Origin of the sequence: Oricola sp., from assembly GCF_965230365.1 — a bacterium.
Taxonomy (GTDB): Bacteria; Pseudomonadota; Alphaproteobacteria; order Rhizobiales; family Rhizobiaceae; genus Oricola.
The window spans coordinates 4,042,085-4,060,379 of the sequence record NZ_OZ246003.1; the positions used below are offsets into that span (position 1 = coordinate 4,042,085).

Below are 18,295 nucleotides of genomic sequence, written 5' to 3' on the forward strand. Positions count from 1 at the left end.
GAACACACCATGACACAACAGATCGACTACTATTTCTATTCCGCCTCGCCGTTCACCTATCTCGGCCACGACGCGATATGTGCGGTTGCTGCGCGGCATGGCGCAAAGCTGGTCTACAAGCCTGTCGACCTGTTTGGTGTCTGGGAGGTGTCGGGCGCGGTTCCGCCTCCAAAACGACCTGCGGTGCGCCAGCGTTACCGCCTGGCAGAGCTGGAGCGGGTCGCCGACTATCGCGGCCTGCCGATCAACATCAAGCCGGCGCACTGGCCGGTCGACGCCACGCTCGCCGATCTGTCCATCGTGGCTGTGACCGCCCAGGGCGGCGATGCCGGCGAATATATGGGATCGCTGTTCAAGGCCTGTTGGGCCGAGGATCGCAACATCGCCGACGAGGCATTGCTGGGCGAACTCCTGACCGCAGCGGGCCACGATGCAGCAGCCGCGCTGGACTTTGCGAAGAGCGATGCCGCGAAAGAGACGCGGGCGAACAACACGTCAGAGGCAATCGCCGCCGACGCCGTTGGCGTGCCGGCCTATGTGCTGAACGGCGAGGTTTTCTGGGGGCAGGACCGGGTCGAGTATCTCGAGCACGCCCTGACAAGCGGTCGAGCACCGATCATCGTTTCGCAATAAGCGCCAGGTGCTATTGCGGGCAAAGCTGTTTGCAGGTATTTATTCCTGAGCCGCAACGCCCAGGAAGCACGATGCTCTCCCACAAGCGCGTATGGACCGCAATCGATGCGCTTGCGGCCCGTCACGATCTCTCCGCCTCCGGCCTGGCAAAACGGGCCGGGCTCGATTCGACGACTTTCAACAAGTCGAAGCGCTTTTCGGCCGACGGACGGCCGCGCTGGCCATCGACGGAATCGCTCGCCAAGATCATGGATGCCACCGGCGCGTCCTTCGACGAGTTCATCAGGCTGCTCGATGCTGCGGCAAACGATACGCAGCCGACAGCAATTCCGGCCGGCGGTTGGCCCGCGACTGTCCGCGACGTTCCGCTGCTCGGCCTCGCACAGGCCGGAGCAGGCGGGTATTTCGACGATGCCGGATTTCCGGCGGGACAGGGATGGGAAACCATCCCCTTTCCGGGCACCGGCCTCGACGAAGGGTGCTACGCGCTGGAGATCACCGGAAACAGCATGGAACCGCTCTACCGGGAGGGCGACATCATCATCCTTTCGCCGACCGCACGGATCCGCAATGGCGATCGCGTAGTGGTCAAGACCGGCGACGGCGAGGTCATGGCCAAGACATTGCTGCGCCAGACGTCCGTTTCGGTCGAGTTGCAATCGGTCAACCCGGAACACCCGGACCGCACATTCGCATCCGCCGATATCGAGTGGATGGCCCGGATCATCTGGGCCAGCCAGTGATGATCTAGGCCGACGCGACAAGTTCGCCTTTGAGCGCCTGGCGGATCAGCGCCGCCGTCTCATCGAGGCCGTAAAGCGCCACGAAAGACCCGAAGCGCGGCCCGCGATCCTGTCCCAGCAGTACCTGGTAGAGCATCTGGAACCAATCGCCCGACACTGCCGGTCCGCCGTCCGGACCGGTCTTCTTCGGGTCCTGATACCGGTCGAAGCCGCGACCGACATCGAGCGCGGCATCCTGGATCGCGGCGCCATCGGCATCGCGCGGCAGCGCCTCGAAGGCGACGACCAGCTTCTCCAGCGCTTCGCGCTCGGTCTCGTCTGGCGCGCGGAACGACTTGCCGGGTTTCACAAAGTCCTCGAAGTAGCGGATGGCGTAGCCGACGAGTTCGTCGAGCTTCGGGTGACTTTGCGGCGTCACGCCCGGCGCGTAGCGCGAAATGAAGCCCCACAGTACACCCTTGTCGTGCGCATTGGAGGCGCTCACGAGGTTCAGGAGCATGGCAAACGGAACCGGCATATCCATCTTCGGAGGCGTGCCGGAATGAATGTGCCAGACCGGATTGTTCAACCGGCCCTGCCAGTCCTGCCGGTCATAGGCGCTCGAGAATGCGAAATACTCGTCCACCGCCTTTGGAATGACGTCAAAATAGAGCCGCTTGGCGGTACGTGGCTTCTGAAACATGTAAAGCGCCAGGCTTTCGGTTGGCGCGTAGGTCAGCCATTCGTCAATCGTCAGGCCGTTGCCCTTCGACTTGGATATCTTCTCGCCGTTCTGATCGAGGAACAATTCATAGATGTAGTGTTCCGGCGCTCGTCCGCCCAGCACCTTGCAAATGCGGTCGTAAACCGGCGCGTTTGGCCCGTGATCCTTGCCGAACATCTCGAAATCGACGCCGAGCGCAGCCCAGCGCATGCCGAAATCCGGCTTCCACTGCATCTTGACGTGGCCGCCAGTGACCGGAAGCGTCACCTCACTGCCGTCCTCGTCGTCGAAGGTGACCGTGCCCTCTTTCGCATCGACATGCTTCATCGGTACGTAGAGCACGCGGCCGGTTGTCGGCGAGATGGGCAGGAAGGGGCTATAGGTCGCGCGGCGTTCTTCGCCGAGCGTCGGCAGCATCACCGCCATGATGTCGTCATAGCGTTCGACGGCGCGCAACAGCGCCTCGTCAAAGCGGCCGGTCCGGTAGTAGTCGGTGGCGCTGGCGAACTCGTACTCGAAACCGAAGGTGTCGAGGAAGCGGCGCAGCATCGCGTTGTTGTGATGCCCGAAGCTCTCATAGTCGCCGCCGAAGGGGTTCGGCACCACCGTGAGAGGCTTGTGCAGATGTGGCTCCAGGAAAGCCCGGTCCGGTACGTTGTCCGGGATCTTGCGCATTCCGTCCATGTCGTCGGAAAAACACAGCAGGTTGGTCGCCACCGCGCCCTCGGTCAGTACGTGAAAGGCATGACGGACCATCGTGGTGCGGGCGACTTCGCCGAAGGTGCCGATATGCGGCAGGCCGGACGGTCCGTAACCGGTCTCGAAGAGTACCATTTCCGGATAGCCGGTCTTCTCGTAGCGCTTGACGATCTTGCGCGCCTCCTCGAACGGCCAGGCTTTCGACTTGGCGGCCGCCTCCCGCAGTTCGGGCGTCAATTCAAGGTCGTACAATTGCGCTGCAGCGCTCATCGGTGTCGGTCCTGCTTGTTCCTGAAAGGCGGCTTCTTAGGGCGTTTCGCCCCAAGATGGAAGCAAATTGCATCGCAGTGCGTCCGGTGGACGCTTGCGTGCGGGGCGGGCCGTCACTACCTTCGCCGCAGTTACCTCGAGGACCCTCATGAACACGATTTCGCAGCAGGAAGCCCTAGTCTATATCATGGTCACGATGGCCGCCGCCGACTCCAGCCTGTCCGAGCGCGAACTGTCGCGCATCGGCAACGTCGTCGACACTCTCCCAGTCTTCGCAGGCTACAGCCGCGACCAGCTTGTCGAGACCGCAAACGACTGCACAGCGATCCTGAACGACCCGTCCGGCCTCGACCGGATCCTGGAAATCGTCCAGGACGTTCTGCCGGAGCGGCTGCATGACACTGCCTATGCGGTGGCGACCGAAATTGCAGCGGCCGACCTGCATGTCGAGCAGGAGGAATTGCAATTCCTGCAGTTGCTGCGCGACGAATTCGATCTCGACAAACTTGTGGTTGCGGCGATCGAACGTTCCGCAAGGGCCCGTTTCCGGCTTGCCCAATAGGCTCGCGCGCTGACGAAATCGTGACTTGCCGCGACGCCTGCACACGTGGATTGGAGGGATCGTCAGAGACACGACGAGCGGGCGCTTGATGGAACAGTATGAACCGGTAATCAGGCTCGGTGCCTTTGTCGGCATCTTTGCCGCGATGGCGATTTACGAGTTGTGGTCGCCGCGGCTGGAGCGCGAAGAGATGACCGGCGCACTCAAGTCAAAGCGATGGTTCACCAATCTGTCGATGGTGGTGCTGTCGTCGCTTTGTCTGCGTATCGTTTTTCCCGCGGCCGCCGTCGGAACCGCCATATGGGCGGACCAGAATGGCTGGGGTCTGTTTCCGGCGCTCGGCGTCCATCCGCTGATCGCCGGCATGCTGGCATTCCTGATCCTCGATTTCGCCGTGTGGCTGGAACACCTCGCAAGCCACAAGATCCCGATCCTCTGGCGTATTCACCGCATGCACCATGCCGACAACGGCTTCGACGTCACGACGGCGCTGCGTTTCCATCCCCTGGAAATCGTGCTGTCGATGCTTTGGAAAGCCGGCATTGTCGTCGCGCTCGGCGCGCCGGTCATGGCCGTGCTGCTGTTCGAAATCGTGTTGAACGGCACGGCGATGTTCAACCATTCCAATATCGACCTGCCGCGCCGGGCGGACCGGCTTATCCGGCTGGCGATCGTCACGCCGGACATGCACCGCGTGCACCATTCCAGCACCCCGCGCGAAACCGATAGCAACTACGGCTTCAACTTCTCGATCTGGGATCGGCTATTTCGGACCTATGTCGCGCAACCGAAACTGGGGCACGAACGCATGGAGATAGGACTGCGCGAGTATCGCGGACCGCAGTCATCCGGTCTCGTCTGGGCGCTGCGCCTCCCCTTCCTGCCCAATCCCGGCCGGCGGCGTGCGGGCGGGAGCGATGTCCGAGAAGGGACTTAGCGGGAAGTAGCGGTCGTATATCTCTTGGTAGACGCCGTTTTCCTCGATCTTGCTGAGCGCGTGATCCATGGCCTGGGAGAGCCCGGCGCTGTTCTGCCGCATGACGATGGCCATGCCGGGGCTGAGAAAGTGGTCAGACATAAATGGCCCGGATACGAAACGGCAGCAGGCATCGGACGCGGTTGAGGCAAGCCAGAACGCGATCGCCACGCCATCACCGAACAGCAGCGAGACATCGCCGTCGCGCAAGGCCTGGTAGGCGGCCTCCATATCGCGCATCGGAACGGCGCGGGCATCGGGAAACCACGCCTTGAGCATGGCGGCATGGGCGCTGCCTTCGACGACCGCGACGCGGCGGCGCAGCGCGATCGAGGACATGTCGGGACGCTCGACGTCGAAATCCGTGCGGGCGGTAAAGCGTGCCGGAAAGCGGAAGTATGGCGCGGACAGGTCGCGCTCTGCGCGCAACGCCGAGGTGATGCGGTGACCGGCGATGATCGCCTCGCCGCGCATGCCATCAAGCGTCACGTCGAGTTCGTCCCAGGGCATCGCCTGCAACTCGCACTTCGCCTTGATCTCCAGTTCGCGGCAGATCGCGCGGGCGATATCGATGTTGAAACCGGCCGCGCGTCCGCTGTTGTCCGCGAAATTGAAGGGCGGAAAATCAAGCGTGGTCAGGAAGCGCAGCCGCGGCAATCCCGACAAATCCGGCCGCGTCAGCCGGTTGCTCGGGTCGAAAAGCCGTGGTGCATCCTCTGCGGCAGCGGGCGCGAATGCGGCAAGGGTGACTGCGGCGACCGCGCCAAGGACCATCTTCTTGAACATGACCCGCCTTAGCGCAATCGGCGCAAGCGCGCCAGTTCCCTCCGTACCTGCCCCGCTTCATCGCCCAACGGAACTTGTTTTTTATTTCTGACCCCTTATTGTTCGCAACACAGTTATACTTGCTTTTGCTTGGCGTTGCTGAAGCGGGGGACACGCCAATTCGGGTTCAAGTTGCAGAGTCCATGCGTTCGACTGCTCAGATGCGACAGGAGCCGGTTACCGGCCAAATCGCCGGCATTGCGCCCCAGCACGCGCGCGAGAACCGGAACGATGTCGGCGACGACCGGCTGTGCGCCAGCGTGGGCTATTTAGCGCGGCACCACTTCCCGCGCCGGCTCCTTGCCCAGGCCACTTGTCTGGCCGCTCTAAATGGAACGTCGGCCGCCGCTGAACTGATCGCACACGGCCAGATTACTGAGGATGCCTACTACCGCACGCTGGCCGATCACCATGGCATCGCCTTTCTCGATCCCGCGGACCTCATCGAAGTGCTTGACGACGATCGGGGCCGCGTGTCGCGAGCGGTCGCCTGGTGTCGCATCCGGGGCGGCGGCGTGGCCCTTTGCGTTGCGCCAGCCGCGGGCCTTGCGGGTACCACACGGTTCGCTGCCCAGCTCGGCAAGCTGCCGTCGCCACGCATCACCACGCCGTCAGCACTCCGGGCGGCGGTTGTCAGGAAAAACCGACACGCACTGGCGGGCCTCGCCAGCGAGCGGTTGGCCACCGACAGCGCGCAGAACTCCGCCAAGTTCGGAGCGGGCGCCTGGCACGGGCTGGCTGTCGGCGTCCTCGTAGCAAGCTTTGTGATCGGCCTCCTGTTCAATCCCGGCATGACATTCCTTGCGGCACACATCCTGCTGTCGGCGTTCTTCCTGTCCTGCGTGGTGCTGCGGGCGGCTGCGACGCTTTCCTACCGGCGCAAACCGTATCGCGCGCTGGAGCAGTTTCCCAATTCGGCGCGGCCTGTTTATTCGGTCATCGTGGCCCTTTATCAGGAAGCGCCTGTCGTGCCGGATCTTATACGCGCGCTGCGTCAGTTGCGGTGGCCGGCCACCAAGCTTGAGTTCAAGATCGTTTGCGAGGAAGGCGACAAGGAAACGCTCGCTGCCCTTGCCGCACAGCGCCTCGATGCGCGTTTCGAAATTATCGAGACACCGCCGGTTGGACCGCAAACCAAACCCAAAGCGCTGAATTTCGCCCTGCCCTTTTGCCGGGGCACCTATGTGACACTGTTCGACGCCGAAGACCGACCGCACCCCGATCAGATCGAGGAAGCCTGGCAGGTCTTCCGCGCATCCGGCAACCGCCTTGGTGCGCTGCAGGCGCCGCTGCTGATCGCAAATCCGCGGCGCAACCTGCTCGGCATTATGTTTCATCTTGAGTATGCCACGCTGTTCAACGGCATTCTCCAATGGTTGGCAGACCGCAACCTGCCAGTCCCACTCGGTGGCACATCGACGCATTTCCGGCGCAGCGCGATCGAGGATTGCGGCGGCTGGGATCCGTACAATGTCACCGAGGATGCCGATCTCGGCTTCCGGATGTGGCATGCCGGATACCATGTCGGACTACTCGGCCGGCCGACCCTGGAAGACGCGCCCGACACCATACCGGTCTGGATCCGCCAAAGGACACGCTGGATCAAGGGATGGTTGCAAACCTGGGTGGTTCGCACCAGGCGGATGCGTCGTCTGTATGGCGGCGGACGCCTCGCCGGGGTGGGCGTCATGCATACGTTGCTGGCCGGAACGGTTATTTCGACGTTGTTTTACCCGCTGACGATCATCGCCGTCGTTATGGTCGCAGTCATGGCGAGCCTCAACGTGCCGCTACCGCCGTCATATGTCTGGCTCGCGGCACTGGGTTGGACCAATATCGGCGCCAGCCTGGCGATCCATGCGGCACTGTGCCTGCAAACCGTCAATCCGCAGCTCCGCTCGCTGACCCTGCGCACGCTGCCTGCAGCCCCGCTTTACTGGCTGCTTGCCTCCGTCGCCGCTTGGCGGGCGGTGTACCAATTCGTCAAAGAGCCCTTCCTGTGGGAAAAAACGCCGCACAAGGCCCACGATCCAGATGGCGAATTCCACCACCTGTGATATCCGGTGGTCAACGAGCGGCGACACCCGCCGCTAAAATCCCAGATCAGCGAACAGCCGGCGGAAATGACGACCATTCAGCGAATGAAACAACTCGTAGAATCGAAGCGTTTCGAACACTTCATCATCGCGCTCATCATCGCCAATGCGGTCAGCCTCGGCCTCGAGACATCGCCGCGCGTAATGGAAATGGTCGGTCCGGCGATCCTCACCTTCGACCGGACCGTGCTCGCAGTCTTCGTTGTCGAACTGCTGATCAAGCTCATCGTCTACCGACTCGACTTCTTCCGCAGTCCCTGGAGGATTTTCGATCTCGTCGTGGTCGGGATCGCCCTCGTCCCCGATGCCGGCGCGTTCTCGGTCTTGCGCGCGCTACGCATCATGCGCGTGTTGCGGCTGGTCAGCGTGGTGCCGTCGCTGCGCCGGGTGATCGGCGGGTTGCTGACAGCACTCCCCGGCATGGGATCGATCCTGCTGCTGCTCGGACTGTTCTTCTATGTCTTTTCGGTGATGGCAACCAAGCTGTTTGCGGCTGCGTTTCCCGAGTGGTTCGGCTCGATTCCTGCCTCAGCCTACTCGCTGTTCCAGATCATGACGCTGGAAAGCTGGTCAATGGGGATCGTGCGCCCGGTCATGGACGAATTTCCGTGGGCCTGGGCCTTCTTCATACCGTTCATCCTGTGCACGACATTCACCGTGCTGAACCTGTTTATCGGTGTCGTGGTCTCGGCAATGCAAAAGGAGCATGAGGAGGAAGCGGCGAGCGACCGGGCGTCAATTCATGACGACCAGGCACAGATTCTCGAGGAACTGCGCAAGCTGCGCGAGGAAGTGCGGGCCCTGCGGGCCGACTGATCGGTCCGCGTCAGCGGAAATGCTTGGAAAGCTTCAGGCCCTGCGCCTGGTAGTTCGACTTCAGATCGACGCCATAGAGCCTGTCAGGCCGCTTTTCCATCCGCTCATAAACCAGGCGGCCGACGGTCTGTCCGTCTTCCAGCACGAATGGCACCTCGTGGCTTCTCACCTCCAGCACGGCGCGGCTGCCATAGCCGCCAGCCGCGCTATGGCCGAAACCGGGGTCGAAAAAGCCGGCGTAATGCACCCTGAATTCGCCGACCAGCGGATCGAACGGTGTCATCTCGGCGGCATAGAGCGGCGGCACATGGACCGCCTCGCGCGAGACCAGGATATAGAACTCGTCGGGATCGAGGATCAGTTCCTTGCGGCCGCGAACATAGAGCGGCTCCCAGAAATCCAGCGTGTCGTGGGCGGCGCGCTTGTCGACGTCAACCACCGCTGTGTGGTGCTTGCCGCGATAGCCAACCAGGCCGTCGGCATTGCCGGTCAAGTCCACCGAAACCGCGATCCCGGCATGCGAGATAATAGGATCGTCGTCGGCGACAAGCGTCTCGGCGGCATGCAGAGCGACCAGTTCGGACGCACCGAGAACCGTGTCCGCCGAACGGAACCGGATCTGCGACAACCTCGATCCGGTGCGCACGACGATCGGAAAGGTGCGGGGGCTAACCTCCAGATAGAGCGGCCCCTCATAGCCAGCCGGCACCTTGTCGAACTCGACGCCGCGATCCGTCATCACGCGGGTGAAAATATCGAGCCGTCCGGTTGAGCTTTTCGGGTTGGCGGAGGCGGCAATTTGCGACGGCAGAGCTAGGCGTTCGAGCAGCGGCACTATATAGACGCAACCGGTTTCGAGCACCGCGCCCGAGACGAGGCTGATTTCGTGAAGCTTGAGTTGCTCAAGTTTGTCGACGACGCTGAAATCGCGCCCCGGCATGAAGCTGGCGCGAACGCGATAAGCGGTCTCGCCAAGCCGCAGGTCGAGGCTGGCCGGCTGGATCTGGTCAACATCGAGCGGCCGCTGCGATGCGAGCGCCGAGGTTTCGAACAGCGCCCGGATTGCGCTGTCCGGCAAAATACCGCCGGAAACGTTATCATCTGTGGTTGTCATTGGCCGGCACAATCGGCGAGCGAATTTGTTGACGCAAGCGGTGCGAAGTCTTATGGACAGCAAATTCGTGGTGATTTGGCCGGTCGGCTTGCAGCCACGTAAAACAAGTCGCTAAAAGGCCGCGAGCACAGTCTTGACTGCATGTGATCCGGTTTTGCGGCGGCGCAAAGCCGGTTTTTTTATGGAGGCGCGACATGACTGACACTTGGCGTAAACTGGGTGCCTCGACGCAAATGGTGCATGGCGGCTCGCTGCGGTCGCATTTCGGCGAAACGTCTGAAGCGATGTTCCTGACGCAGGGCTTCGTCTACGAGAGCGCGGAAGCCGCAGAGGCGCGCTTCAAGGGCGAAGCCGATGGCTTCATCTATTCGCGATACGCCAATCCGACCAACGAGATGTTCGAGCAGCGCATGTGCGCGTTGGAAGGCGCTGAGGCGGCGCGCTCCATGGCTTCGGGCATGGCGGCGGTCTCGGCCTCGATCCTGTGCCAAGTCAGGGCAGGCGACCACGTGCTCGCGGCGCGGGCGCTGTTCGGCTCCTGCCGGTGGATTATCGAAACGCTGTTGCCGCGCTACGGCGTCGAGATCACCCTCGTCGACGGCACAGATCCGGCGGCCTGGGAACAGGGTGTGCGCCCCAACACGAAGGTGCTGTTCTTCGAAAGCCCGACCAACCCGACGCTGGAAGTCATCGATATCACCCATGTCGTGGCGGTTGCCCGTTCTGTCGGCGCCAAGGTCATCATCGACAACGTTTTCGCGACCCCGATCCTGCAGAAACCGCTGGAACTCGGCGTCGATATCGTCGTCTATTCGACCACCAAGCACATCGACGGTCAGGGGCGTTGTCTTGGTGGTGTCGTGCTGTCGGACCAGGAGTGGGTCGACGAGCACCTGCATGACTATTTTCGACATTCCGGCCCCTCCATGAGTCCGTTCAACGCGTGGGTCATGCTCAAGGGGCTGGAGACTTTGCCATTGCGGGTCGCGGCACAAACATCGAATGCCGGACGTATCGCCAACTTCCTGGCAGAACGTCCGGAAGTCGGACGCGTGATCTATCCCGGTCGCCCTGACCATCCGCAGGCCAATATCATTCCCAAGCAGATGGAAGGCGGATCGACACTGGTGGCTTTCGAACTCAAGGGCGGCAAGAAGGCAGCTTTCGCGTTCGAGAACGCGTTGAAGATCGTCCGCATCTCCAACAACCTCGGCGACGCCAAAAGCCTCGTCACGCACCCGGCGACGACCACCCACAAGAACTTGTCTGAAGAGGTGCGCGCCGAGTTGGGCATCAGCGACGGCTTGGTGCGACTTTCGGTCGGTCTGGAGGACGCCGACGATCTCGTCGCCGATTGCGACCAAGCGCTGGCCGCAGCCGTTTAATCCCTTCCGGCCAACATGTTGCCGGTCATGACGATGCGCGAAACAGCGGTGTAGAAGCACACGGCGGCGAACACATAGGCGAGAACCGAGAACCAGTCGGGTAACAGGCAGAACGCGACGAATACCACGATTGTCTCGGTCGCCTCGGCCAGACCGGTGGAGAAGAAAAACGACTTCTCGCCCCGGACATCGGTCTCAAGCTTGTGCTTCTCGGCCATGATGGCGAAGGCGAGGAAGCTGGCGCCATTGACGTAGAAGGACAGTATGAGCACCGCGCCGGCGACCGCATTGGCCTGCGGATCGGCCAGCACGAAACCGAGCGGGATCAACCCGTAGAACGCAAAGTCGAGCACGATATCGAGATAACCGCCGAAGTCCGATTTGCCGTTGATCCTTGCTACAGCCCCGTCGAGCCCGTCCAATAGCCGGCTCATCAGAAGCAGGGCGGCGCCGGCCAGGTAAAGCTGGTATGCGATTGCCGCGGTCGCACCCATTCCGATGACGAGCCCGGTTACCGTGATCGCGTTCGCGCTGATCCCGGTCGGCGCGACTGTCCTGGCCAAGGCATTGATCCACGGTTCGATCCTAACGCGCACGGCGCCATCAAGCATCGCTGTTTCCTCAGGTTCTGTTGCGCAACGCGATACAGTGACAAAGACCCGGTGTCACCGAAAACGCGTTCAAGTCCAGTCAATCTATCGTGTATTGCACCCAATTGAGCGCTTCTCTCCGAAAACCGCTTCGGTTAAATCTCGGTTATGTACCGAGAGATTACGAACGGGATCGAGATTACCGTCGAACCGCATTATCTGGAGGAACAGTCCGATCCAGAAGCGCACCGATATGTCTGGGCATACACCATCGTGATCGCCAATTCCTCGCAAGACACCGTACAACTCGAGCGGCGCCACTGGCGGATTACCAACGCCATCGGCCAGACCGAAGAAGTCGAGGGCGAAGGCGTCGTCGGCGAAACGCCGGTCTTGTCGCCGGGTGACAGCTATCAGTACACGTCGGGATGTCCGCTCAACACGCCGTCGGGCATGATGATCGGGCAGTATACGATGCGCCGGGACGATGGCAGCAGCTTTACTGTCAATGTTCCGGCGTTTTCGCTCGACCTTCCCGACAACATCCGGACGGTCCATTGACGCTCGTACTCGACCTTCGTCCGGTGGTGCTGGTGACCGGGATCCTGCTGACGGCACTTGGAGCAACCATGCTGGTTCCCGCGCTCGTCGATGCGATTGCCGGCAATCCGGACTGGCAGGTGTTTGCCGCCTCGTCAGCGGCGACGACACTGGTCGGGGTGACCTTCTACACCGCGACGCGGGGTATGTCGCGGACGCTCTCGACCCGCCAAGCGATGCTTATGACGGTTGTCGTCTGGATCGCGCTCGTGACCGCCGGCGCGCTGCCATTCCTGTGGTCCGGTGTCGTACCGAGCTATACCGACGCATTCTTCGAGGCCATGTCCGGGCTGACCACCACGGGCGCGACCGTGATCACCGGACTCGACGATGCTCCGCCCGGCATCCTGTTATGGCGCGGTATGCTGCAATGGCTCGGCGGCCTCGGGATCATCGTCATGGCGGTCGCGGTGCTGCCGATGCTGCAGATCGGCGGCATGCAGGTGTTCAAGGCCGAGGCATTCGACACGCCGGAAAAGATCCTGCCGCGCGCAACGCAGATTTCCGGCTCGATGACACTGATCTTCGTCGCCTTCACTGCGATCTGCGCGGTGGCCTACATGATCGCCGGCATGTTGCCCGCCGAGGCCCTGATCCATGCCATGACAACGGTTGCGACCGGCGGGTTTTCCACCCGCGACACCTCGATCGGTTTTTACCAGGATGCGGCGATCGAATGGGTAGCCGTCGTGTTCATGATTGTCGGCTCGATACCGTTCCTGCTCTACATCCAGGTCCTGCAGGGCCGGCCGTTGGCAATCTGGAGGGACCAGCAGGTGCGCACGTTCCTGACCGTGCTGGCGCTGCTCGTGCTCATCGGCTGGCTTGTTGTCGAACAGACGCTGACCGAATTGTTCGGCGGCCCCGGGGCGTTCCGGGCGGTGGTCTTCAACACCGTGTCGATCATGACTGGCACCGGCTACGCATCGGCAGATTATGGACTTTGGGGCGCGCAATCGATCGCCTTTTTCTTCATTATCATGTTCATCGGCGGCTGCGCCGGCTCCACCAGTTGCGGGATCAAGATCTTCCGGTTCCAGGTGCTGTTCGCCGAGGTGCGAGAACGTCTGGCGCGCGTGCTTTACCCGCACGGCGTGTTCGTCAAACGGTTCAACGGCCGGCCGCTCGATCCACGTGTCCCGCTCGCCGTGACAACCTTCATTTTCCTCTATCTCGCCACCTTTGCGGTCCTCTCGATCGCTTTGCAGATGACCGGTCTCGACCTGTTGACGGCGATGTCGGGCGCCGGGTCGGCGATTTCGAATGTCGGTCCCGGGCTCGGCGACATCATCGGTCCGGCGGGCAATTATCAGTCACTCAACGACACAGCGAAATGGCTGCTTTCGCTCGGCATGCTGCTGGGGCGGCTTGAGCTGTTTACAGTGCTGGTGTTGTTTCTGCCGCAGTTCTGGCGCAGTTGACCGGAAGGGTCATTCGCCGGCGACGGCAGCACGGCGCGCCGGGCGATGGCCGTACAGTGCGGAAAGAACACGGTGAATGTCGTCGCCGATACCGATCAATGCCGGGACGAGGAACAGCACCAGCAATGTCGCCGTGGCAAGGCCGTAGACCATGGTGATCGCCATCGGCATCAGGAACTGTGCCTGGATGCTCTTTTCAAACAGCAGCGGCACCAATCCACCTATCGTCGTCAGCGAGGTCAGGAGCACGGCGCGCAAGCGATCACGGCTGGCGCCGACGCTGGCCTCGGGCAGGCTTTCGCCGGTCTGTATACGCTCATTGAGACGGGCGACGAGAATGATCGAGTCATTGACAAGGATCCCGGCCAGGCCAAGTAGACCAATCATCGAGAGCATTGTCAGGTCGAAACCCATCAGCCAGTGGCCAGCGACCGCCCCGACGATCCCAAACGGTATGATCAGCATGACCGCAAAGGGCTGGAAGTAGCTGCCGAATACCCAGGCAAGGATGATATAAACAACCGAGAGGGCGACCACCGTCCCGATGCCGAGGTCGCGAAACGCTTCGCGTTGCTCGCGGCTGCGGCCACCATACTCGTACTCGATGCCGTGCTTGCGAGCGATGGAGGCCAGGACGCCTGACTCCTCCAGTTGGCCGACCACCGCATCGGTGTTGTTGATCTCGGTATCGATATCCCCGGTGACGGAAATCGTACTCTTGCCTTCGCGTCGCTGGATTACGGCGAAGCCCTGCGTCTCGCGCAACTCGACCACTTCGGTCAGCGGCACATACTCACCGGTGGAGGCACGCAACTGCATGCCGCGCAGCGCAGCCGTGCCCTGTTCGCGCATGGTCTGTTCGACCCGGATGGCGACCTCGTCATCGCCGCGCGCGAACCGATGCGGAACGATTCCCTCAAAAGCGTTGCGAATTTGCGTGCCGACCGCGTCCAGCGTAAATCCGAGCGCGGCGCCACGGGGCTTGAGGGTCATCACCAGTTCCGGCTTGCCGTAGGGAAGATCGTCTTCGACACCGGACACACCCGGGATGGCTGCGACGACGGCCGTGACATCGGCAGCGGCAACCTTCAACACCGAGATCGAACTCCCCTTCAACTCGACATCGATGTCAGCGCCGGGCGGTCCGCCGCGTGTCTGCTGAATGGAGAACCTCTGGATGCCCGGTATCTCGGGAACTTCCTGTCGCCACGCACGAACGATATCGGGCGTGCGAACCGTACGGACCTCCGATGATGTCAGTTGCACCTTGACCCGGGCGACATTGTCACCGCGCTGGATACCGGAAGCGCCCAGCGTCGCAAAGGTCGCACGGACAAGGCTCGGACCGTCGCCACGCAGCCTGTCGTCGGCGCGCCACAAGGCGTCTTCGATCCGGTTGATTGCGGCGATTGCGTCAGCTTCGGGAATGCCTGCGTTAAAGACGACGTTGCCACGAATGTTCTCCGATTCCGGCGAAGGGAAGAACACGAAATTGACGTGGCCGCCGGCCCACAAACCGTATGGCACGATCATGACCAAGCCAATCGCGGTCGACACCGTGACATAGCGCCAGCGAAACGACAGCCGCACGAGAGCGTCGAATGGGCGTGTGCGGAACCAGTCGAAACCGGCGTCGAAAACACGCCGGAACCAGCCGTCGCGATACTCCTTCCCCCCGCCGCCAAGCCGTTGCAACCAGTAGATGACACATTCGACGGCGCTCGCGAACGCCAGCGCCAGAACCGCGACGAGGACCGCCGCAGCAACCGGATCGATACCCTGCCGCCATTCGTCCAGCGCGGCGAACATCTGGAGACTTGTCACCGCAGCACCCTCGCCGCCGGCACGGGTCAGAAACGCCACCGCGAATGTGGTCAGTATGAGCGCCAGAACGAACTGCCGCCAATAGGACCATCGCACACCGCGCCGCCGCGACATCGCATGCGACAGATGCCCCGGCAGGATCAGGAAACACTCCACGAGGCTCGCGATGGCAACTGCAACGACCACCAGCGGCAGAACGCCCATGATCTGGCCAATCGTTCCGCCGATCAGCAGAATCGGCGAAAACGTCGCGATGGTTGTCGCGATCGCCGCCATCACCGGCACGAGCATCTGCCCGACGCCGTTTTCGGCGGCCACGACCGGCTCATCGCCAAGGTGCAAGCGTGTGTCGGTATGCTCGCCCACCACGATCGCGTCGTCGACGATGACGCCCAGCATCATGATCAGGCCGAACAACGAGATCATGTTAATTGACTGGCCGGACACATACATCAACCCGAGCGTCGCCATCATCGCCACCGGGATGCCGGCGGCGACCCAGAAGGCGATGCGGGCGTTGAGGAAGAGGAAGAGGACGAGGACGACCAATGCCAGGCCGCCGGCTCCGTTCTTGATCAGGAGCATGATGCGCTCGCTGAGCGCGTCGGCGCGCACCTCGTAGATCTGCAGTTCCAGCCCGGTCGGCAGTTGCGGGCGCAGTTCGGCGATGTAGTCCTGCAGGATGCGGTTGGCGGTCAGGGTGTTGGTCTGCTCCGAGCGCATGATATCGAGCTCAATGGCGCCGCCGGAACGCGATACCCCGCGCACCGCATCGCTCTCGAAGCCCGCCCCGATGCCGGCGATATCGCCCAGCAGCACCTTCTCGCCGCCGGGATACGATTTGACCTCGACGGCGCCAAGCGCCTGCGGCGTCTCGACATCGGCCACGGTGCGCAACTGGCGATCGAGCGCACCTTCCAGATTGCCGGACGGCCGGTCGCGGCTGTTGGACGATATGGCGCGCGCGACATCGTCGACCGTCAGTTCGAGCCGGCGGAGTTCGCGCTCCGGTATCGAGACCTGGAGTTCGGGATCGCGCAGCCCGGTGAAGGTCACGCGGTCGACGCCGCGCGTCAGCAAATCGTCGCGCATGCGCTTGGCCCAATAGCGCAAATCCTCCTCCGGCACATCGCCGCTGATCGAAGCCGAGGCGATGCGATCGAACCAGCGCGACCGGGTCACCGTCGGGTCTTCCGCCTCATCGGGCATGGTCGTCAGGCCCTTCATCGCGGTCTCGACATCGGCGACCGCCTTCTGCATGTCGTAGCCTTCGATGAATTCCAGCCGGATCGACGCCGATCCCTCGCGGGCATAGGAGTTCATTTCCTTGACGCCCTCGAGGAACCGCACAGCCGGCTCGGCCAAGGCGAGTATGTTGGTCTCGACATCCTCGGCGCTCGCGCCGGACCAGGCTATGGTCACGGAGACGTTCGGGCTTTCGATGGTCGGAAAGAACTGCGTATCGATGCGGGCGAGCGCAAAGGCGCCGAACAGCAGCATCAGCACCATCAACAGGTTGGCCGCGTTGGGATGGCGGATAAAGGTGCCGACCAGCCCGCGGCCGGGCGCAAACGCCGGAACGTTCATTGCGCCGGCTGTCCCGAAACGCCGGACGGGACACTGACCTTGAGACCGTCTTCGATGCGCGACAGGCGGGTCACAAGCACCGTCTCGCCGGCAACAAGGCCCTCAGTCACAATCACATCGGCGCTATCATAGGCCGCAACGGTGACAGTACGCCGCTTTAGAACGCCATCGACGATGACATAGACCGCCGATGCGTCGTAGAGCGCCGTTTCGGGCAGGCGGAACGCGTCAACATAGCGCCGGTCTGGCACGCTGACCTCGACAAAAGCGCCCGGCCGGATATTGACGTCGGCATTGTCCGGAACAAGCCGCGCGAACACGTCAACGCCGCCACGGGCAGAGGCGATCTCCGCGCCTATGCGGACAACTTGCGCCCTGTAGGAATAGTCGATGCCACCGACGGTCCAAATCAGATCGACGTCGCGACCGATCAGCGGATCGTCATCGACCGCGACCCGCCCATATTGGGCGTCAGTCAGGGTAAACCGCGCTTCCAGCGCCGTGCCGTCGTAGAGCGAGACGGTGGCATCGCTCGCCGATACAATGCGGCCCAGTTCGACATCGGAGCGCGTGACGATCCCGGAAAACGGCGCGACGACCTCGGTGTCGCGAAGATCGCGTTCCGCCTGGCGAACGCGCCAGCGCAACCGGTCGCGCGTCGCCAACTGCTGTTCCAGGCTGGCCTGCTCGATCACCAGGTTGCTGCGCCGGGAACTGACGGCCTGCTCGCGTTGGCTGACGATCAACTCGCGGTCCTCGACCTGTTTGGTGGTGAGCGCGCCAGTTTCGGCAAGCGTGCGGGCGCGGGTCAAATCGGCGCTGGCCAGTTCGAGCTGGCTTTCGGAAAAGGTCAACTGTTCCTGTTCGGCCGAGATACGCGCCTGCCCCTGCACGATGGCCGCTTCGGTCTGCGCAAGATTGGCCTCGGCTTCGGTGAGCTGACCCTCGTAGTTAAACCGGTCGATCCGGAATAGCGTGTCGCCTTCGCTGACGCTCAAACCGGCTCGAAGCGCCGGGTTGACCCAAATCACTTCGCCGGCCACAGCCGGACGCAAATCGACGATCCTGGCAGCTTCGATTTCGCCATAAAGGCGGATCCTCGGGCGCTCGATAGCGGGTGTGGCGGCGACCGCCTCGACCGGTATGGCGGCGGAAACCTGGGGGCGACCGGTGCGTTCCGGACGTTGTGCCACCAGTGATTCCATCAGGTAGGCAGACACCGCGAGAACCACGATCATCAAGGCTAGCTGAGCGAAAGCGCGGACGACACCGGCGGACCGGGACGGCGCCGGTTTCGACATGCCGTCTTCGGTCGCGGGGTGGGCCTCTTCGGCCAAGCCCTCACGATCTTTCAAGGATTTCAGCATCGAATTGCCTTTCGCACCGCAGATGTAACGCGCGTGTACGAACTTGCAAGTTACCAAATGTTCATCTGCCCGGCCCGCGACGAT

14 protein-coding genes, 2 pseudogenes and 1 riboswitch are annotated in these 18,295 nt (G+C 62.4%); of the genes and pseudogenes, 10 read left to right on the forward strand and 6 right to left on the reverse strand.

From position 1 onward, the window contains the following. Positions 1-9 precede the first annotated feature (9 nt). From ACO06R_RS19550 to ACO06R_RS19560, 3 genes and pseudogenes are all read left to right on the forward strand, one after another. A complete protein-coding gene (locus ACO06R_RS19550; protein ID WP_421854179.1) occupies positions 10-633 on the forward strand; it encodes a 2-hydroxychromene-2-carboxylate isomerase in 624 nt (207 codons plus the stop codon). Positions 634-704: 71 nt separating this feature from the next. Further along, positions 705-926: pseudogene (locus ACO06R_RS19555) on the forward strand (helix-turn-helix domain-containing protein); the annotation flags it as partial. A gap of 69 nt (positions 927-995) precedes the next feature. Beyond that, positions 996-1,376, forward strand: a pseudogene (locus ACO06R_RS19560) (S24 family peptidase); the annotation flags it as partial. Positions 1,377-1,380: 4 nt separating this feature from the next. On the opposite strand, the gene ACO06R_RS19565 reads toward ACO06R_RS19560, so the two are convergent. Further along, a complete protein-coding gene (locus ACO06R_RS19565) occupies positions 1,381-3,048 on the reverse strand; it encodes a lysine--tRNA ligase (RefSeq protein WP_421854182.1) in 1,668 nt (555 codons plus the stop codon). A gap of 148 nt (positions 3,049-3,196) precedes the next feature. Here ACO06R_RS19565 and ACO06R_RS19570 point away from each other — a divergent pair, with 148 nt between their 5' ends. After that, positions 3,197-3,610, forward strand: a complete 414-nt coding sequence (locus ACO06R_RS19570; protein WP_421854185.1) for a tellurite resistance TerB family protein — start codon at positions 3,197-3,199, stop codon at positions 3,608-3,610. A gap of 88 nt (positions 3,611-3,698) precedes the next feature. Then, positions 3,699-4,547, forward strand: a complete 849-nt coding sequence (locus ACO06R_RS19575; protein WP_421854188.1) for a sterol desaturase family protein — start codon at positions 3,699-3,701, stop codon at positions 4,545-4,547. On the opposite strand, the gene ACO06R_RS19580 is transcribed toward ACO06R_RS19575, so the two are convergent. Continuing rightward, positions 4,455-5,372, reverse strand: a complete 918-nt coding sequence (locus ACO06R_RS19580; RefSeq protein WP_421854191.1) for a transporter substrate-binding domain-containing protein — start codon at positions 5,370-5,372, stop codon at positions 4,455-4,457. The two genes, ACO06R_RS19575 and ACO06R_RS19580, sit on opposite strands and share 93 nt — an antisense overlap. A 74-nt stretch (positions 5,373-5,446) precedes the next feature. Between ACO06R_RS19580 and ACO06R_RS19585 the strand changes: the two genes are divergently transcribed. Together ACO06R_RS19585 and ACO06R_RS19590 are read left to right on the forward strand one after the other, a co-directional pair. Continuing rightward, positions 5,447-7,468: a glycosyltransferase family 2 protein gene (locus tag ACO06R_RS19585; protein WP_421854194.1), complete on the forward strand. Its 2,022-nt coding sequence runs from the start codon at positions 5,447-5,449 to the stop codon at positions 7,466-7,468. Between the two features lie 84 nt (positions 7,469-7,552). Then, positions 7,553-8,323, forward strand: coding sequence for an ion transporter (locus ACO06R_RS19590; protein WP_421854197.1), 771 nt, complete (start codon positions 7,553-7,555; stop codon positions 8,321-8,323). A 10-nt stretch (positions 8,324-8,333) separates the two neighbouring features. Here the strand turns inward: ACO06R_RS19590 and ACO06R_RS19595 are convergent, their stop codons facing one another. Then, positions 8,334-9,437, reverse strand: a complete 1,104-nt coding sequence (locus ACO06R_RS19595; protein WP_421854200.1) for a 2'-deoxycytidine 5'-triphosphate deaminase — start codon at positions 9,435-9,437, stop codon at positions 8,334-8,336. Between the two features lie 57 nt (positions 9,438-9,494). After that, positions 9,495-9,572, forward strand: a riboswitch (SAM riboswitch). Between the two features lie 59 nt (positions 9,573-9,631). On the opposite strand from ACO06R_RS19595, the gene ACO06R_RS19600 reads away from it, so the two are divergent. Continuing rightward, a complete protein-coding gene (locus ACO06R_RS19600; RefSeq protein ID WP_421854203.1) occupies positions 9,632-10,822 on the forward strand; it encodes an O-succinylhomoserine sulfhydrylase in 1,191 nt (396 codons plus the stop codon). Here ACO06R_RS19600 and ACO06R_RS19605 read toward each other — a convergent pair. Then, entirely contained in the window at positions 10,819-11,433 is a 615-nt protein-coding gene (locus ACO06R_RS19605) for a CDP-alcohol phosphatidyltransferase family protein (protein ID WP_421854206.1), read from the reverse strand. The two genes, ACO06R_RS19600 and ACO06R_RS19605, sit on opposite strands and share 4 nt — an antisense overlap. A 147-nt stretch (positions 11,434-11,580) precedes the next feature. Between ACO06R_RS19605 and apaG the strand changes: the two genes are divergently transcribed. Next, entirely contained in the window at positions 11,581-11,973 is a 393-nt protein-coding gene (gene apaG, locus ACO06R_RS19610) for a Co2+/Mg2+ efflux protein ApaG (RefSeq protein WP_421854209.1), read from the forward strand. After that, positions 11,970-13,433 carry a TrkH family potassium uptake protein gene (locus ACO06R_RS19615; protein ID WP_421854212.1) on the forward strand — a complete coding sequence of 488 codons (1,464 nt, stop codon included), beginning with the start codon at positions 11,970-11,972 and terminating at the stop codon, positions 13,431-13,433. The genes apaG and ACO06R_RS19615 overlap by 4 nt, the downstream gene beginning before the upstream one ends. A 9-nt stretch (positions 13,434-13,442) precedes the next feature. On the opposite strand, the gene ACO06R_RS19620 is transcribed toward ACO06R_RS19615, so the two are convergent. Both ACO06R_RS19620 and ACO06R_RS19625 read right to left on the reverse strand, forming a co-directional pair. After that, positions 13,443-16,844, reverse strand: coding sequence for an efflux RND transporter permease subunit (locus tag ACO06R_RS19620; protein ID WP_421854215.1), 3,402 nt, complete (start codon positions 16,842-16,844; stop codon positions 13,443-13,445). Next, the gene (locus tag ACO06R_RS19625) at positions 16,841-18,211 is read right to left on the reverse strand and encodes an efflux RND transporter periplasmic adaptor subunit (RefSeq protein WP_421854218.1); all 1,371 of its coding nucleotides are present in this window, start codon (positions 18,209-18,211) and stop codon (positions 16,841-16,843) included. Before ACO06R_RS19625 ends, ACO06R_RS19620 begins: the two co-directional genes overlap by 4 nt. Between the last annotated feature and the right edge of the window lie 84 nt (positions 18,212-18,295).

What these genes read in the sequence shown, in the direction of transcription:
- ACO06R_RS19590 (WP_421854197.1), top strand. Translation starts at nt 7,553, where the DNA reads ATGAAACAACTCGTAGAATCGAAGCGTTTCGAACACTTCATCATCGCG.
- ACO06R_RS19550 (WP_421854179.1), top strand. Translation starts at nt 10, where the DNA reads ATGACACAACAGATCGACTACTATTTCTATTCCGCCTCGCCGTTCACC.
- ACO06R_RS19620 (WP_421854215.1), bottom strand. Translation starts at nt 16,844, where the DNA reads ATGAACGTTCCGGCGTTTGCGCCCGGCCGCGGGCTGGTCGGCACCTTT.
- ACO06R_RS19565 (WP_421854182.1), bottom strand. Translation starts at nt 3,048, where the DNA reads ATGAGCGCTGCAGCGCAATTGTACGACCTTGAATTGACGCCCGAACTG.
- apaG (WP_421854209.1), top strand. Translation starts at nt 11,581, where the DNA reads ATGTACCGAGAGATTACGAACGGGATCGAGATTACCGTCGAACCGCAT.
- ACO06R_RS19600 (WP_421854203.1), top strand. Translation starts at nt 9,632, where the DNA reads ATGACTGACACTTGGCGTAAACTGGGTGCCTCGACGCAAATGGTGCAT.
- ACO06R_RS19570 (WP_421854185.1), top strand. Translation starts at nt 3,197, where the DNA reads ATGAACACGATTTCGCAGCAGGAAGCCCTAGTCTATATCATGGTCACG.
- ACO06R_RS19625 (WP_421854218.1), bottom strand. Translation starts at nt 18,211, where the DNA reads ATGCTGAAATCCTTGAAAGATCGTGAGGGCTTGGCCGAAGAGGCCCAC.
- ACO06R_RS19605 (WP_421854206.1), bottom strand. Translation starts at nt 11,433, where the DNA reads ATGCTTGATGGCGCCGTGCGCGTTAGGATCGAACCGTGGATCAATGCC.
- ACO06R_RS19575 (WP_421854188.1), top strand. Translation starts at nt 3,699, where the DNA reads ATGGAACAGTATGAACCGGTAATCAGGCTCGGTGCCTTTGTCGGCATC.
- ACO06R_RS19580 (WP_421854191.1), bottom strand. Translation starts at nt 5,372, where the DNA reads ATGTTCAAGAAGATGGTCCTTGGCGCGGTCGCCGCAGTCACCCTTGCC.
- ACO06R_RS19595 (WP_421854200.1), bottom strand. Translation starts at nt 9,437, where the DNA reads ATGACAACCACAGATGATAACGTTTCCGGCGGTATTTTGCCGGACAGC.